We start from the raw sequence: 16,251 nt of genomic DNA on the forward strand, positions 1-16,251 counted from the left end.
GTTTTTAAAGCTCCTCTTTGTTTGCTGCCGCTAAGACGGCAGAGTTTCTGCGTGGCGCGCTTAAACAAGGTTTCTTCCGCAATGAGCGAAGAGCCCACAACGCGCTGACTGTACCAATGATAACCATCAGCCATTGCAGGAGCGAACCAAACCTTACAGCGATCGTCGTACCCTCGCGCAGCGGAAGCGTCTCAATCAGATACTTGGGCTCAAAAATTTCGCTCTGTTGGCTCACCGTGCCATCTGGGGCGACGATGGCGGAGACGCCGGAGGTCGCCGCCACCACAACCGCGCGGTCGGTCTCCATGGCGCGCAGACGGCTCATGGCCAACTGCTGATAGGTCATGTCGGAGTATCCGAAGGTGGCGTTATTCGTCGGCGTCGTAAGAATCTGCGCCCCATTGCGAATCGAGCTGCGGAAGGCTTGGTCGAAAGAAACCTCGTAACAGGTAGCCACCCCAACCAATACGTTGTTCATGTGGACCACGCCGGGGCCATCGCCGGCCTTGAAATCACCGGCCAAATCCACCAAGTCGGTGATCTTGCGGAAGAAAGAACGCATCGGCATGGTCTCGCCGAAAGGCTGCAGATACTTTTTGTAGTGGTGCTCTCCTACTTCCCCATCTGCTTTAAAGACCTGCATGGTATTACGCGAGCCCGCTGCGTCCTCAGTCAGTGTGCCCACGAGGATGGGGGCCTTGATGGCGTGCACCGCGGCGTCGATAAGCGCGCTTGCTTGGGCGTCCTCAAATGGGTTTACGTCGGAAGAATTCTCCGGCCAAATGACCATGTCCACTGGTTTGCCTGCCGCGGCGGCCTCCTTCGTTACCCGCACGTGGTTTTCCAACACCGCACGGCGCTGAGCGGCAAAGTCTAGCCCCATGCGCGGCACGTTGCCCTGGATTGCTGCAACGTTGACCTCACCTACTGTTTTGCTTGGGCGATTAACTAGACTGCCTGCAGCGAACCCAACGATAAGCGGAAGGATGACAGCAGCGGCAGCCCCCGCACGCAACTTGCCGCGCGATCGAATCATCCCTACGAGGCCGGACGCCATTAGCACCGTGGCGAAGGTGATAAGCGCAGGCCCGCCTAGCGGTGCGAGGTTCGCAAGCGGCCCGTCGATCTGCCCCCAAGCCAGACGCACCCAGGAAAAACCGCCGAAGGGAACGCTCGAACGCAGCATCTCGACGGCGACGTAGAAGAACGCAAAGAAGATAAACCCCGTTTTATGTCGCGCTAACGCAGTGCCGCCCATGCCCAGCAGGAGGCTGTATAGCGCTAGCCAAAACGCCAAGGCGACGTAAGGAAAATTGCCCACCAATTCGCCGATCCATGGCAGCGTGAGCAGGTAGAGCACGAATCCATGTGCAAACGCGTTGCCCGCGCCGGCGCGCAAAGTAGGGGCATTACTCCCCCACGGCGTGAGCACGCCATAGAGCAACGCAATGCCTAGGATTCCCATTGGCCACCAGCCGAGTGGCTGGACGGCTAGAAAAGTAAGACCGCTCGACAGGCAGGCTAGCGTCAGGCGGATTAAAAGGTGTTTCATTACTTCGCGGAATCCCCCGCAGAACCAGATCCACCGTCGGTGAAATCATCCGGACTGAGATTCTCGCTCCACTTGCGGATTTCTTCCTCGTCAAGGACCTCTGCCGAGCCGTCTTGGAAAGGATTCCGCACGTTAGAACCATTGTTTGTTTTGAAGCCATCGAATCCGCCGAAGCTGCCATAAGAATCGTGGTGCTGTGCCATGGGGCTAGCTTCGAAGATGCGGGTACCCATGTGCTCAATCTTGCGCACCATTGATGCTGCGAGGATAGTACGCGCCAGGGAACGGGTAGGCGCGAAGATCAGCAACGCGCCCACAATGGTGGACACAAAGCCTGGCATCGATAAGAGCATGCCGCCTGCCAGCGTGAGTCCCACGTTGCCTGCGGTCTTTCCCGCCTGCTTGCCGTCCATGTAATAGATGCCATCTTCGCCGCGGACCACCTGACGACGCATGATGCGGCGAACCTCCCATGCGGCAATGGTCATGCCGAAGAACATGGTGATAAAAAGCGCCAGCACCGCGCCCAAGATGCCTAGCCATTTAGCCACGGCCCAAAAGGCGACGGACTCGAGCAAAACATAGGCGATAAACAGAACAAAAGGCATGGCTTCTACCCTACCTATCCGCAAACTTTGCGCGTGCGGCCAACACCCCTTGGCAGACGCGAATATTGGCGGTAGGTCGAGGAAAGTTAAGATCGCAGCCATGACTGATTTGCCCCACACCCCGCCCCAAGAATCACCGCAGGGCGCTCCTCATGGCGCGCCGCTGCTGCTTGACGACGCCACCTTCGGCACCATCGCACGCTTTGTTCCGGTCGCAGGCTCGACCACCGCGACCGACTGGGTAGAGATTGCGGCCCTGGCTCAAGATTTGGCCGATGGGAATGTGTACTTGACAGAAGGCGCCGCACTGGAGCTACGCGGCGTGCATGATCAGCAAGAGCTGTTGGAGCGCGTTAGCGCCCCGGGTTTGCTGGCAGGTACTAAGCCGGTGCTGGCCTCTCCTCTATCTGCCGCTGCTCGTGCCGTGGCACGCGATATCGCAGCAGTAGTAGAAAGCTTGGATGCTGCGGCAAACCTGCGCCTCGGAGTCGACGGCGGCCACGGCGACATCCTGTACGAGGGGCTGGACTTTGGTGCGATGCTGGAGGGCGAAAATAGCGCGCGCCTGATTAAAGGCGGCGCACTAGATAAAGATGTTTTCAGCATCGAGGAGCTAGTGCCAGCCCTAGTCCAGGCGCTGGAAGAAAGCGATACCCTTTCAGCTACCGTGGCGCATGGCTCCGGCAATGCCCAACACGACCGTGGGGCTTTTGAAGGCGAGCGGCCAGCGCTGCCAATTGGTTGGCTGGCTGAGCATACTCGCGAAGGAATCGTGGACCTTGGCGCGGGCCTACACAAAGGAATCATCCCGGCAGAGTTTGCGGATCTGATTGGTCGTCTCGATGTCCCGATTACCGTCACCCCGTGGCAGGGACTTATCTTCCACGACATCGCGGAAGGCGATGCCGAAGTGGTCCTGCGTGTTCTTGCGCCACGCGGGTTCATCTTCGACATCAATTCGCCGCATCTCTACAGCTTTTAAGCGCGCCTATTGGCCACGCAGTTTGGCTTGGCTACAAGCTAAACTCGGCAGTCAATTCTCAACGCTGCGTCTAACGCGGCATATGCCGCCAGATAGGACGTGGTACAAGCCGCATGACCCATGCCAGAGCCTGCAAAGCGCGAGGAATCCAAAGCGTGCGGCTGCGAGGCATGCGGCCTTCATCTGCCGTGATGGAATCCACGACGGCGTCTGCCACGACGTCGGGAGTCACTGATAACGGCGCCGGCTTCATACCAGTGGTCATGGAGCCAATCACGAAGCCCGGGCGAGCAGTGATTAGCGCGAGCGGACCACCGTGCAAGCGATCTGCCAGTCCCTGGCAAAAGGCGTCTAGACCAGCCTTGGTGGAACCATAAACATAGTTCGCGCGGCGCGCGCGCCATCCGGCAATCGAAGAAAAAGCGACGATGTGTCCGGACTTCATCTCATCAGCTAAGACCGTAAGCATGGACACCTGAGCGGCATAGTCCACCAGTGCGATATCGAATGCGTGTGCTTCGTCATGCTCCGCGCGTTCTTGCTCGCCCAAGATGCCGAACGCGACTACCGCCGTTTTGAGTTCTTCGCCCTCGCCAAGGCAGCGCTGCGCCGCGTGTACGAGGTCGCGATGCTTTTCTACCTGGGTGGCGTCGAAATCTAGCGTATGTACTTCGGTGGCACCCGCGGCGCGAAGCGTGGCGACGCGCTCGTCAAGGCCTTGCAGGCCACGGGCGGCCAGCACCAGTTCATTTCCCGGCGCAAGGCGCAGCGCAATCTCGCCGGCGATGTCGCTGCGACCGCCCAAGATCAAAACCCCTGCCATCTAGCGCAGCTCCCGCGGAGCCTTGTTCAGGGACTCGTAACCATCCGCAGTGGTGTAAACGATGTCCTCCAAGCGCATGCCCCATTTGCCCGGAATGTAGATGCCCGGCTCAATGGAAAAGGCCATGCCTTCCTCCAGCACGAGCTCGTTGCCTTCCATGATGAAAGGCTCCTCGTGAGTGGAAAGCCCAATGCCGTGACCGGTGCGATGGGTGTAGTACTCGCCATAGCCCGCCTCTTCGATGATGGAGCGGGTGGCGCGGTCTACATCCTGCGCGGTGGCACCGGGCTTGGCCGCAGCGCGGCCGGCAGCCTGGGCACGCTCCAGCACTGAATAAGCTTTCTGGAAGTCCTGCGGTGCCGCGGAAACGTCGCCGCCGACGACGTAGGTGCGGGTGGTGTCGGAGTGGTAACCGGACGGCAAGGTTCCTCCGATGTCGACGACCACCGGCTCGCCTTCAGTGAGCACGCGGTCGCCGTAGTCATAATGCGGGTTCGCGCCATTCGGGCCAGAACCAACGATGATGAAGTCGATCTCGACATGCTCGCGCAGGATCAGCTCACGCAGATCAGCGGCGACGTCGGCCTCGGTGCGGCCAGGCTGAAGCAGCTCCGGCACGGCGTTATGCACGGCGTCGATAGCCGAGCCCGCCTTGGCCAGCTCCTTGATCTCGGCGTCATCCTTGCGGGTGAAAAGCTCAGCCAAAGCGTAGGTGGCTAGTACGTACTGCGGTTGCGCAGAAGAATTGGCGCGCAGCTTATCCTGCAAGCGCAGCACATGATCGGCAGTCAGGGAGGCGCCCAGCGCAATAGTGGGCGCCTTGTTCCCTTTGTCCCCTGTGCTTTCAGAGCCTTCCTGCTGCTGTGCAAAGGAATCGCAGGCCAGCGCATAGGGATTTTCGCCATCTTGCCAGCCGCGCAGTTCGATGCCCAGCTCCGCGACAGGAGAAGCATTCAGCGTCTCAATATCGGTTGCAGGGGCAACGATGAAAGGCGCGGCGTCCGGGCGCAAGACCAGTGCGGTCAGGCGTTCGTGGGAAGAAACCCACGAGCCGGTGAGGTAGGCAAAGTCTGCGCCGGTACCGAGAATAAGGAGGTCAATCCCCTTTTCTGCGGCGACTTCTTGCGCATGCTTAAGACGCTGCGCGTAGACCGAAACGGGAAAAGCAACTTGTGAATCAGACATGCCCTCGAGCCTACCTTTTTGGATTAAGCTCCAATTGCCACAACGCCGCGCTGAATCGCATCCATAGCCCTGCGGGCATTGCGGCGAATATCTTCCTCGTAGCCCGTCTTCGCAATCTGCTGGAGCATATCGACCATCTGGCGGCACCAGCGCACGAAATCACCTGGAGTAAGCTCCGCACCGGCCTCGTTGGCTGCTGCCATGCAGTAGCCCAGCGGTGCGCCCGCGGCCCACTGGTGGATGGCGAGCGCAAAGCCGGCCTCAGGCTCGCGAGTGCGCGGCAGGTTGTGGCGTGCTTCGTCTGCGATGAGCTCAGTGTAGATGCGGTAGGTTGCCTCCATCGCATCGGCCATCGCCTCCGTTGCAGCCTCCGGCTCACCGCGGGTCTCCTTGCGGTTTTCGAAGACACACAGCGAAGCCACGCCCGCGAGCTCCGCGGGATCCAACTCGTTCCAGATACCGCGCTTGAGGCACTGCGCGACTAGTAGGTCGGATTCGCTGTGGATTTGTGCAAGGCGCTCGCCCTCGTCGGTGATAACGGGGGTACGTTCTGCGCCAAGGCCTTCGAACTCCACATAGTCCATCTCTGAAAGTAGGTCTACGATGCGGCTGAAGGTCTTGCCCAAGGTGTCGGTGGCGCGCTCGATACGAGCGTTGACCTTCTCGAGGTCACGTTCACGGCGGGCAAGCTTCTGAGCCAGGCCTGCGAGCTGCTCGCGGTCCGTGGCCGGCCACGCATGCGCTGGGTGTTGGCGAATAGCGTCGCGCAACTGACCGACCTTTTTATTTGGTCGGTTGCGCGGCTCCAAACGCATCTTCTTCGGGCGGTCATAGTGGTTGCGCTTGAAGGAATCCTGCACGAACTTGGTGTTGCGACGGGGATTCTTCTGCACTGGGCGCGGCAGCTTCATACGCCCGACCACAATCGGCGGGTTGTTGATCCCGGAGGCGTCGATGCGACCGGACCAGCCGGTTTCAGTAGTCACCCAAGGGCGCGGATCGGTAGCCTGGTTTGCCGGGGTGACCACCACGGCCAAGATTGGGCGCTTTTTGCCTGCGATAGCAATGACTTCACCGACTTGCAGGCGGGCGAGCATCACCGTGACTTCTTGGTTGCGTTGTGCGGTGTTGTTCGCGTGCGCGGCTTTTTCTTCTTCGGTGAGCTTGCGGCGCAAACGGATATAGTCCATGAGCACCTCGGCCGGGTCCTCCCCGTCACGCGCCGGCGGTGCTAGAGCATCGATGGCGTCGTCAAGCTGATTGCGAAGCTCGCGTACGCGGTGCTCTGCCTTTTCTACCTCGCGGGTCTCCTCCACCACTGAGCCGTCTGCCTGGAACTGTGCAAAGGACTTTTCCAGCAGGCGCAGCGATTCCTCGAAGCCCAGCATGCCGAGCAGGTTGATGGCCATGTTGTAGCCCGGCGTAAAGGTGGAAATGAGCGGGTAGGTACGCGTGGAGGCAAGACCTGCGACGGCGTGCGGATCCATCGCTGGCGCCCATTGCACCACCGCATTGCCTATGGTGTCGATGCCACGACGGCCCGCGCGGCCAGTCAGCTGCGTGTACTGGCCCGGGGTGAGATCGACGTGCGCCTCGCCGTTGAATTTGATCAGTTTTTCTAGCACCACAGTACGGGCCGGCATGTTGATGCCCAGCGCCAGGGTTTCCGTGGCGAATACCGCGCGCACGAGACCTTTAACGAAGAGCTCTTCAACGATGTGGCGGAAAGCCGGCAGCATGCCCGCGTGGTGGGCGGCAAATCCTCGCGACAGCGCTTCGCGCCAACGCTTGAAGTCAAGCACCTGGAGATCTTCTTCCGGAATGCCTTCTACGCCGGCATCGATAATCGCCTTGATCTCCTCGGACTCTTCCTGAGTGGTCAACACCATGCGGCTGCGCAGGCATTGATAGAGCGCGCCGTCGCAGCCAGCACGGGAAAAGATGAAGGTAATTGCCGGCAGCATGTCCATTCCTTGGAGCACCTGAAGGGTTTCCGGCCTGCCGAGCGGACGATACCGGTCTTGGGATCGGGCATTGCCAGAGCGGCCGCGCTTATCGCGGCTTCCGCCGTGTCCGCCACCCTTGTGGCGAGCGCGGCTGCGAAAACCTGCACGGTCGTTGCCAGCCGTCTTGCCGTCGTCACTATCGCCGGCTTCAAGGCGCCGGATGCGGCGCGCTAGTTCGGCGTTTACCTGTCCCTCAGTCTCTGGCTCGAAGAACGGATAGACCTTGCGGCCAATCATCATCCATTGGTCGAGCGGAACTGGACGGTGCTCAGAGACGATGACGGTGGTATCTCCGCGTACGGTAGACAGCCACTCACCGAACTCCTCCGAGTTAGAAACCGTGGCTGACAGACCGATGATGGATACGCTTTCATCAAGGTTGAGGATGACTTCTTCCCAGACCGCACCACGAGAGGCATCGGCCAGGAAGTGGATCTCGTCCATGACAACGTGGCTAAGCCGCTCCAAGGCTCCGGACTCGGCGTAGATCATGTTGCGCAGAACTTCGGTGGTCATCACCAAGATTTCCGCGCCGGAATTGATGGAGACATCGCCAGTTAGAAGCCCCACAGCATCCTCGCCGTGGGCAGCTACGAGATCGTGGTATTTCTGATTGCTTAGCGCTTTAATCGGCGTGGTGTAGAAACAGCGAGTGCCGCGCGAAAGCGCCAGGGAAACTGCAAACTCACCGACGATGGTCTTACCCGCGCCAGTAGGCGCGCAGACCAGCACGCCGTGGTCATCTTCAACCGCACGGCAACCTTCCACCTGGAAGTCATCGAGGGGGTGGCTAAGTTCTGCGCGAAAGGTATCCAGGTGCATGGAAGTCATAAGCACCAAGGCTACCTGTTGCTACAACACATCGTCGAAGAAGCTCGCGTTATTGTTCGGTGCCGACTGAGAGTTGGGAATTGATGGCTGTGAAGCCTGCGTGGGACGGGTTTGCTGCGGTGCGGCAATCGGGGTCGGAGCCGAGACTGCGGAGGCGCCGCCAATGCCGCTGGCTTGGGTATTAAGCGGTGAGGCTGTCTCGTCGTCCAAGTCCAACCACTCGGGGCGTTCGCGTTTGCGGCGCCTATCGTTGATGCGGCAGAACTGGAATGCAAGCTCTACGAGCAAGCACAGCGAGCCAGCGAGCACCAGCATCGAGAACGGATCCTGGCCAGGCGTCATAAACGCGGCAAAAATCATAATCAACACGATGATGATGCGGCGCTTGTCCTTAACGTGCTCGTACCGCAGGATGCCCAACAGGTTCAAAGCAACAACGAGCAACGGGATTTCGAAGCTGACACCGAAGATAATGAGCAAACCGAGCAAGAAACGATAATAGTCCCCACCAGTCAACGCTGCGGTCTGGAATTCCTCACCAATGCCCATGAGGAATTCAAGGCCAACCGACAGAATGAAGTAAGCAAGAACTGCACCGGCAACGAAAAGAATCACCGCGATAGCGACGAAGCTAAAAGTAAAGCGGCGCTCATTCTTATGCAGGCCAGGAACAATGAAGGCCCAGATTTGGTAGAGCCACACCGGCGAAGACAGCACGGCACCCGCTAGGGCGCCCACCTTAACTCGCAGCATCAGCATCTCGAACGGGGTGGTTGCCAAAAGGCGGCACTCTCCGTCCGCGGTAAAGGACACGCGCTTTTCTTCCGGAAGCGAACAATAAGGTCCGCGCAGAATCTCACCGAGCGGTGGCATGTTAAACGGTGCCTGTTGATACCAAATGAAACCGACGATGGTTCCTACCACCAGCGCAAGCAAGGAGATGACAATGCGGCGGCGCAACTCTTGCAGGTGCTGGACGAGCGTCATCTCCCCCAACGGGTTCTTTTTTGCCTTGCGTTGCGCGCGCAAACGCGCAAGTGCGCTCGCGGGCTTCGCGGCTTTCGCAGGAGAATTCTTCGGCATTGTTTAAAAGGATGCTTTCACATAAAAAGGCGAACACCGAACCTCAGCTGAGGCTGGAGTTCGCCGTGGTTGCTAGGCCTAGTGATTAGTTAGCGTTGCCGCCGTTTGGCTGGGCCTGGCCTGGCTGCGAAGAGGTACCGTTCCAGAACTCCTCGTCGGACTGCTTAGCGGCAGAAATCTGGTTTGGCTCCTGCTTTGGCTGGTTTTCCTGGTGCATCTCGTTTACTTCAGACTTGAAGATGCGCATGGAGCGGCCCATCGAACGAGCCAGCTCCGGCAGCTTGGTAGCGCCGAACAGAAGCAAAACGACAAGCAGAATAGCTAGAATTTCCCAAGGTCCCAGGCTCATGGGTTCCTCTTTCTTTTCAGATTATTGGTGTGGGGCGGCAGTTTTAAAAAGCAACCGCCTTCTGAACTTACGAACGGCTATTTAGTATAACCGCCCAGTGCCGCTAGACGGCGATCTGTAATCGCCTTCACGAGCGAATCCGGGCTGGTGACCCGCACTCTATCAGCTTGGCTTAACGCGAAACGAATAAACCACTCCTCCGATCCAATCGCCATCGTTGCAGCTACGTAGCCATTTTTTAACGTCTCGCCCAAGTCAATGTCGTGCTGTTCTGCTAACCATGTGAATTCTGGGTGAATCTCTAATGTCGCTTTCTTGGCGTGTCGCATGGCAAAGGGCTGCTCGGGATCGAAGTCAAGTTCCCGCAGGTGGGGGTAGGCCTTTTCAGCAAGCGTCTCGACCTCCTGAATGCGGTCCAAGCGAAAGGTGCGATGCGCTTTTTTCGATTCCTCCCACGCAACGAGGTATGGCTCGGATTCATAGATAAAGATGCGCGCAGGATCCACTGTGCGTTCTTTTTCCTGGTTGCTGGAGGCGGACCAATATTTAAAGCGCACGCGGTGCCGCTTATCGACGGCGCTTGCTAGCGTGGCCTGGACTTGAGACTCATGTGGATCGGTATCCGCGAGAGAGTCATAGATAGCTGCTGTCTTTTCATCCATAATCTCCCGCAGCTTTGCGGCTGCTGACTTAACGGCCTCGGTATCGATGAGGCCAGGCATGGCCTCGAGGCTTTCGAGGGTGAGCAAAAGCGCACCGGCTTCCGTCGGAGTAAGCCGCAGCGCCTGCGTTAAGCCTTGGTCATTGTAGATTTGGATGCCGTCGCGATAATCGAAGGACAGGTCGATCAGGTCTTCGGTGTGACGGCCTACGCCTGAGCAAAAGAGGCGATCCACCGCGTCTTTAAGCTCCGCCGGCGTCATACCAAGGTCGGTGGCGGCTTCCATCGGGGTTTGGCCCGGATGATTGCGAAAGTACGGGATCAGGTTTAAAGAGCGTACTAGCGCTTGCAACTTCTGCGAACCATCAGCCATGGCTACTCCCCTCCTTCCAGTGCGGCCTCATCTGTGACGCCGAGTGGCGCACTCAGCAGCTTAATTATCGCCTCGCGTACCTCTGCAGGTTCCTTAACCTCCACCTCGGGCGCATAACTTGCTGCTATTCGCACGAGCCAATCCTTATCCACGCCGCGCATCTCCACGATTCCATCATCGCGTCGTACACCTGCTGCTTCCAGCTCCCGGGCACCGCCTTCAGGAATCGCCACCAGCGCATCGACGCGCTGACCGCGCTTAAGCGTGTCTACCACCAGCTCTTGCAGTGGCTTGGGGGCAACAAGGTGGGTTGCCTCCTGCCGGGAACGTTTCACATTATCGATGCGAGTGGCGCGAAATACGCGAGGGGCTTGTCTGTCGACGTCCCAGCCCACGAGGTAAACGCGGCTGTCATGGTTGACTAATCCCCACGGATCCATAGTGCGCCGGACTGCCGGCGCGGAAGGCCGCGCGTAGTAATCGAAGCTGATACGCAACCCCTTACGCACGGCCGTCAGCACTGCGGTGGTTACCTCAGGGCTAATGCGGGTGATGTCGTTAACCGCAACGTAGACCGGCGCGCCGCTGAGATCCCTTGAGGCGCCCGAGGCGGCAATCTTGGTCCAAGCAGACAGCGTGAAATCGCTGAGTCCGCCCGGCTTGCCGATGCCGCCGGCTACGCCCAACACCATCGCTTCCTCTGGGGTGAAGTGGACCGGAGGAAGTTGGTATTCCTCCTGGTTAAGACGATAGGTCGAGCCAAATTCACCACTGGTATGGACCACTGGCACGCCTGCGCGCTGGAGGGTGACGACGTCGCGCGCAAGCTGTTTTAGAAAGGCCTCGTCTCCGCGATCTTGGTAGCCTTCCACGTTCTTGCGGATCCAGGCTGCGCTGCGATCGGGACTGCCGCCGCCGTGGGCTGCGCCCTGCAGTGCAAAGGAAAGATTGGTCAATCTTTCAACGGCGGGGTCGCGTTTGCCTGGTTGAGGCTTCGCCATAGGCCCGTGTGCTCCTTAAAGGCAATAGGTAAATTTATGCGTTGTGCTCCATGTAGTCTAACAACGCTTGCAGCCGTGCATCTTCGAAGACAAACGGGTCTGAGAACTCCTCAGTGTGCGGTTCAGGTCGGTTTACCTTCAGACGCGTCCAATCCACGGTGACGTTGGCGCCCAAGCGGCGTGCCGTCTGCAGGAATTCTCCGCGCAGGCGCGCACGCGTAGTCTGCGGCGGAGTATCGACGCAGGCCGCGATAGCCGCGTCGGTGGTCCAACGCTCAACCATCTTGCGCGATTCCAACACATTGAATAGGCCGCGGCCAGGGCGAATGTCGTGATAGGTCAAGTCAATCTGCGCCAGCTTGGGGTGGGCCCAATCGCCGCCGAGGCGCTCACGATAGCGATCCAGAAGGCTGCGCTTGATTACCCAATCGATCTCGCGGTCTACGCCGCTGAAATCTTGGGTATCAATTGCGTGCAGCGTGCGCTGCCAGAGGTCTACTACCTTGCGCATCTCGGCATTCGGAGTGCCCTCATCCGGGCGTTCCTCCAGCCAGCGTTGGGCTGCCTCGCACAGGGCGTACTGCACTTCCAATGCTGTGATGGTCGAGCCGTCCTTCAACCCCAATTCGGTACGGCCAGTGGTATCGCGGGCGATGTCACGGATGCGATGAATAGGATCAACGACATCGAAACGCGGTACGTCGAAGCCTGCCTCTAGCATTTCCAGCATCAACAACGTTGAACCAACTTTCAACGCCAGCGTGGTCTCCGACATGTTGGAATCGCCGACGATGACGTGCATGCGGCGGAAGCGTTTCGAGTCACCATGCGGCTCGTCGCGTGTGTTGATAATTGGTCGCGAACGAGTCGTGGCCGAGGACACGCCCTCCCAGACTTGATCCGCGCGTTGGGAAAGCAAAAAGCGAGCTGGCTGGTCTGCCTTAGCCGGTTGAATCTTGCCGGCGCCGCAGATGAGTTGGCGGGTGATCATGAAAGGCAGCAAGGCCAGGCCTAAGTCTTTGAGCACCGCGTGACGGCTAATGAGGTAGTTCTCGTGGCATCCATAAGAGTTGCCTGCTGAGTCGACGTTATTTTTAAACAAGTAGACGGAAGCTGGGCGATTTTCGGCAGCCATCGTCCCTTCAGCCTTGCGGGCGAGCTCGTCTACGATGCGGTCGCCGGCGCGCTCATAGTTGATGAGCTGAGTGAGGCTATCGCACTCGGCAGTGGCGATTTCCGGGTGTGAGCCCACATCAAGGTAGAGCCTTGAGGCATTTGGGCTAAAGATATTCGAGGAAGAATATTGCTCCACAACGGGCCGGAACAGGATGCGCGCCACCTCATCCGGAGTCAGCGCGCGCTGATTGCCATCGACCCGTGAGGTCACGCCATATTCGGTCTCTATGCCCATGATGCGGCGGGCATAGACATGATCCGTGTGCGCCTCGCTCACGTCTATTCGCCGCCCTTTTGCACATATGCGCGTACGAATTCTTCAGCATTGTTCTCGAGCAGGCCGTCGATCTCATCAAGCAGATCATCCGTGCCCGCGCTATTGATGCTCACCTGGCCCGCGGAGAACTCCGCTGCCTCGTCACCGTTGCTACCGCCGTTGCCGGCGTTTACCTGGGATTGGTTTCCGCTCATTGTCCTTAATCCTTCTTTCTTTCCTACTATCTTTCTATCTTTTCGGTGAATTGCTTCCTATGGATTCTTCGCGCTAACTGTGCCGAATCGCTACCCCGGCCTTGTCGAGCTCAACGAGTAGTGTTTCGACGTCGTCAGCCCGCTCGATGAGCTCCGCAGCATCAGCTGCGCCTAGCTCTAGCGTGTCATCGAGAGTGACGGTCGCGATGTTGGAACCGTGACGCAGGGAGACAGACTGCCAGCTGGCGGCAACGACTTCCTCACCGTATTTTTCTATGACTCGGCCGCGGAAGAACGCACGCGTATCCCGCGGCGGGTTTTGGGCTGCCCTCGCAATCTCCTCCTCACTGACGAGCACGCGCATGCGCCCCTTTCGCACCAGCGCATGGTAAAGCGATTTGGCGGGATCGACGTCAGTGTATTGGAGATCGATAAGCGCCAGTTTGGGATCGTCGACGGCCACGCCGCGATCCATGTATGCCTTGAGCAACTGGTATTTGGCTACCCAGTCCACCAGATGCGCCGCGGAAAGCGGCTCTGCCGCGAGCAGGCCGACGACCTCGTCCCACGCCGCCAGGACCTTCTCATCCACGGCGTTCGTCGGAGTGACCCGCTTGCGATATTCAGCTAGCAAATCAAGTGCTGTGAGCTCGCGGCCGTCCTTGAGCTTCAGCTTGTGCTGTAGCTTGAGGTCTCGGCTGACCAAGGAGACCTCGGCTACCGCATCGCGGAGCTGTAGGTCGCTGAAATCGACGCCCGCTTCAATGGCATCAAGCACTAAGGAGGTCATGCCAAGCTTTAACAGGTTTGCTGTCTGTGACATGTTGGCATCGCCAATGATGACGTGTAGGCGGCCAAAGTCCTCAGCTACCGCGTGCGGCTCGTCGCGAGTGTTGATGATGCCGCGGTTGAGCGTTGTCTCCAGCGAGATTTCCTGCTCGATGTAGTCGGCGCGCTGGGAGATCTGAAATCCTGGCTCTTCACCTTCTTGTCCAAGGCCAACGCGGCCAGCGCCAACCACTACCTGACGTGCCACGAAGAACGGGATGAGGCCCGCGGCAATCGCGGAAAATTCGGTAGAACGCCGGTACTGGTAATTCTCGTGCGAACCGTAGGATGCGCCTTTGCCATCCACATTGTTCTTGTAGAACTTCAGTGGCGGGCACGGATCATGGTTCGCCAGCACAGATGTGCCCTGCGCGGATAGGCGCGCTACCGCTTCGGCGGCTTGTTGCAAAACTACGTCACCGGCGGCGTCGTAAAGCATGGCGTCCCAAGCATTCGTGCATTCCGGGGAGGAATACTCCGGGTGCGCGTGGTCGACGTAGAAGCGCGCACCGTTTGCGGTCACCACGTTGGCCACGCCGATTGCATTCGGATCGACCACGGGAACGGTTTGATAGCGCTTCAAATCAAAACCGCGGGAGTCACGCAGCGGATGCTCCTCGCGGAAGTCCCAGCGCGAACGCGCCAAAGTATGAAGCGCCGCATAAGCCACGACCGCATGGGTCGAGGTGACAATGGGCGAAAGCTCTGGACTCGTGGGAGTGGAAATCCCGTACTCAGTCTCTGTTCCTAGGACGCGTGCCATGAGGTACTCCTAAAGCCCATTAGCTCAACTCGGGTTACTTCTGCGCCAGCCTGGGTGCCGGCAACAATCTTGGTCCACTCCTCAGGGCTAGCCGAGGTCGGTACGTATTCTGACTCCGCCTGCTCCGCGGCAATGGCCTGGCGCAAGTGATCCGAAGTAATACCGTGCGTGCTCATCTCGCTATCAGCAAGCGCTTCCTTGATCGCAAGCTTCTTTGCACGCGCTACGATGTTGGCAATCATCGCGCCAGAGACAAAGTCGCGGTAGAACAACGTCCGCGGCTCATCATTGCGGTAATGCAGACGCACGAAGGGCCGCTCCGAATAGAGCTCTTCGACTGCTGAGTCAATGAGCCCCTCGAGGTCCGCCTGGTGCGGTACCTTCTGACCCAGATGCCGGCTAAAGATCTCGCGGGCGCCTTGCTTGCTGGGGCGATTGACGCGAATCTTGATGTCGAGCCGGCCCGGGCGCATGATGGCAGGATCGATGAGCTCCTCACGGTTGGTGGCGCCGATGACGATGACGTTGCCCAGCTTTTCGACGCCATCGAGCTCCGTCAGCAGCTGCGGAACCACCGTTGTTTCCATATCTGAGGAAACTCCGGAACCACGGGTGCGGAAGATGGATTCCATCTCGTCGAAGAAAACGATGACCGGGCGGCGCGAGTCCTGGGCTGCGAGCTCGCGAGCGCGTTCAAAGATCAGGCGAATGCGGCGCTCGGTCTCACCCACGTACTTGTTTAAGAGTTCAGGGCCTTTGACATTCAAAAAGAAGCTCGGGCCGCCGCTACCCATCTTGGTAGCAAGGGAGTTTGCCACGGCCTTAGCAATCAAGGTTTTGCCGCAGCCCGGCGGCCCATAGAGCAACACGCCCTTCGGCGGCTCCAAGTCATATTGCCGGTAAAGATCCGGATGCAGGAAAGGAAGCTCGACGGAATCGCGAATTTGGGAGATCTGAGCATCCAGACCGCCGATGTCGTCGTAACTGAGCTCTGGGACCTCCTCCAACGAAAGTTGCGCCACCTCGGACTTTTCAATCTTTTCGAGTGCGACACCTGCCTTGCCGTCGACAAGGACTGTGTCGCCAGTGCGAATGCCCTCGCGAAGACGTGCGGACAAGAGCACCACCTGCTCCTCGCCGGAGGAGTTCGCAATAATGACGCGGGTGGTGCCTAAAGTCTCTTGCACGGTGGCAAGGCTTCCCGTTTGCGGGTGACCACAAGCTTCGACAACGACGAAGCCCTCGCCCAAACGCACGAGTTGGCCGGCTTCGAGGCTGCCTGGCTCTAGGTTGGGCGAGACCTTAACCCGCATGGGGCGGCCGTTGGTATAGACCTCGGCGTCGCGCCGGGAATCATGCGGCTTTCCTGAGTATCCGAGGAATACACCATAGGTCGAGGCAGGCTCTGAAAGCTCATTGACCTCGGCCAACATCTGCTGCAGCTTGTTGCGGGAATCCTGCAGCAGCGAAGCGAGCTTGGTGTTGCGCTCGGCTAACTGATCAATCTGCCTTTTGAGGGCGGCTGTGTGACTTGCGTCGGTCATAGCTACACACTAGCG

At 58.9% G+C, this 16,251-nt stretch carries 14 protein-coding genes; 1 reads left to right on the forward strand and 13 read right to left on the reverse strand.

The window, feature by feature from the left end; genetic code table 11:
* Positions 1 to 4: 4 nt before the first annotated feature.
* Both lnt and WM42_RS00360 read right to left on the reverse strand, forming a co-directional pair.
* The gene (lnt, locus tag WM42_RS00355) at positions 5 to 1,552 is read right to left on the reverse strand and encodes an apolipoprotein N-acyltransferase (protein WP_062035010.1); all 1,548 of its coding nucleotides are present in this window, start codon (positions 1,550 to 1,552) and stop codon (positions 5 to 7) included.
* On the reverse strand, positions 1,552 to 2,160 hold the full coding sequence (locus tag WM42_RS00360; protein WP_062035012.1) for an FxsA family protein: 609 nt from the start codon (positions 2,158 to 2,160) through the stop codon (positions 1,552 to 1,554). The genes lnt and WM42_RS00360 overlap by 1 nt, the downstream gene beginning before the upstream one ends.
* Before the next feature lie 100 nt (positions 2,161 to 2,260).
* On the opposite strand from WM42_RS00360, the gene WM42_RS00365 reads away from it, so the two are divergent.
* The gene (locus WM42_RS00365; protein WP_062035014.1) at positions 2,261 to 3,142 is read left to right on the forward strand and encodes a hypothetical protein; all 882 of its coding nucleotides are present in this window, start codon (positions 2,261 to 2,263) and stop codon (positions 3,140 to 3,142) included.
* A 70-nt stretch (positions 3,143 to 3,212) separates the two neighbouring features.
* Here the strand turns inward: WM42_RS00365 and WM42_RS00370 are convergent, their stop codons facing one another.
* The 11 genes from WM42_RS00370 to arc form a co-directional block, all read right to left on the reverse strand.
* Positions 3,213 to 3,965 carry an SDR family oxidoreductase gene (locus tag WM42_RS00370; protein WP_062035016.1) on the reverse strand — a complete coding sequence of 251 codons (753 nt, stop codon included), beginning with the start codon at positions 3,963 to 3,965 and terminating at the stop codon, positions 3,213 to 3,215.
* On the reverse strand, positions 3,966 to 5,150 hold the full coding sequence (locus WM42_RS00375; RefSeq protein ID WP_062035018.1) for a M24 family metallopeptidase: 1,185 nt from the start codon (positions 5,148 to 5,150) through the stop codon (positions 3,966 to 3,968).
* Positions 5,151 to 5,173: 23 nt separating this feature from the next.
* Positions 5,174 to 7,987: a DEAD/DEAH box helicase gene (locus WM42_RS00380; RefSeq protein WP_062035020.1), complete on the reverse strand. Its 2,814-nt coding sequence runs from the start codon at positions 7,985 to 7,987 to the stop codon at positions 5,174 to 5,176.
* Between the two features lie 21 nt (positions 7,988 to 8,008).
* Positions 8,009 to 9,070, reverse strand: coding sequence for a twin-arginine translocase subunit TatC (tatC, locus tag WM42_RS00385; protein ID WP_425248772.1), 1,062 nt, complete (start codon positions 9,068 to 9,070; stop codon positions 8,009 to 8,011).
* An 85-nt stretch (positions 9,071 to 9,155) separates the two neighbouring features.
* Positions 9,156 to 9,419 (reverse strand): Sec-independent protein translocase subunit TatA, encoded by a 264-nt coding sequence (gene tatA / locus WM42_RS00390; RefSeq protein WP_062035022.1) that lies wholly within the window; start codon positions 9,417 to 9,419, stop codon positions 9,156 to 9,158.
* Between the two features lie 77 nt (positions 9,420 to 9,496).
* Positions 9,497 to 10,453: a helix-turn-helix transcriptional regulator gene (locus tag WM42_RS00395; protein ID WP_062035024.1), complete on the reverse strand. Its 957-nt coding sequence runs from the start codon at positions 10,451 to 10,453 to the stop codon at positions 9,497 to 9,499.
* Between the two features lie 2 nt (positions 10,454 to 10,455).
* Positions 10,456 to 11,454 carry a helix-turn-helix transcriptional regulator gene (locus WM42_RS00400; protein WP_062035026.1) on the reverse strand — a complete coding sequence of 333 codons (999 nt, stop codon included), beginning with the start codon at positions 11,452 to 11,454 and terminating at the stop codon, positions 10,456 to 10,458.
* 34 nt (positions 11,455 to 11,488) lie between these two features.
* Positions 11,489 to 12,865 (reverse strand): Pup--protein ligase, encoded by a 1,377-nt coding sequence (gene pafA, locus WM42_RS00405; RefSeq protein WP_201057431.1) that lies wholly within the window; start codon positions 12,863 to 12,865, stop codon positions 11,489 to 11,491.
* A gap of 44 nt (positions 12,866 to 12,909) precedes the next feature.
* Positions 12,910 to 13,101 (reverse strand): ubiquitin-like protein Pup, encoded by a 192-nt coding sequence (locus tag WM42_RS00410; protein ID WP_061922482.1) that lies wholly within the window; start codon positions 13,099 to 13,101, stop codon positions 12,910 to 12,912.
* Positions 13,102 to 13,174: 73 nt separating this feature from the next.
* Entirely contained in the window at positions 13,175 to 14,692 is a 1,518-nt protein-coding gene (gene dop, locus WM42_RS00415) for a depupylase/deamidase Dop (RefSeq protein WP_062035030.1), read from the reverse strand.
* Positions 14,677 to 16,236 carry a proteasome ATPase gene (arc, locus tag WM42_RS00420; protein WP_062035032.1) on the reverse strand — a complete coding sequence of 520 codons (1,560 nt, stop codon included), beginning with the start codon at positions 16,234 to 16,236 and terminating at the stop codon, positions 14,677 to 14,679. Before arc ends, dop begins: the two co-directional genes overlap by 16 nt.
* Positions 16,237 to 16,251 lie beyond the last annotated feature (15 nt).

Source organism: Corynebacterium simulans, assembly GCF_001586215.1.
GTDB lineage: Bacteria > Actinomycetota > Actinomycetes > Mycobacteriales > Mycobacteriaceae > Corynebacterium > Corynebacterium simulans.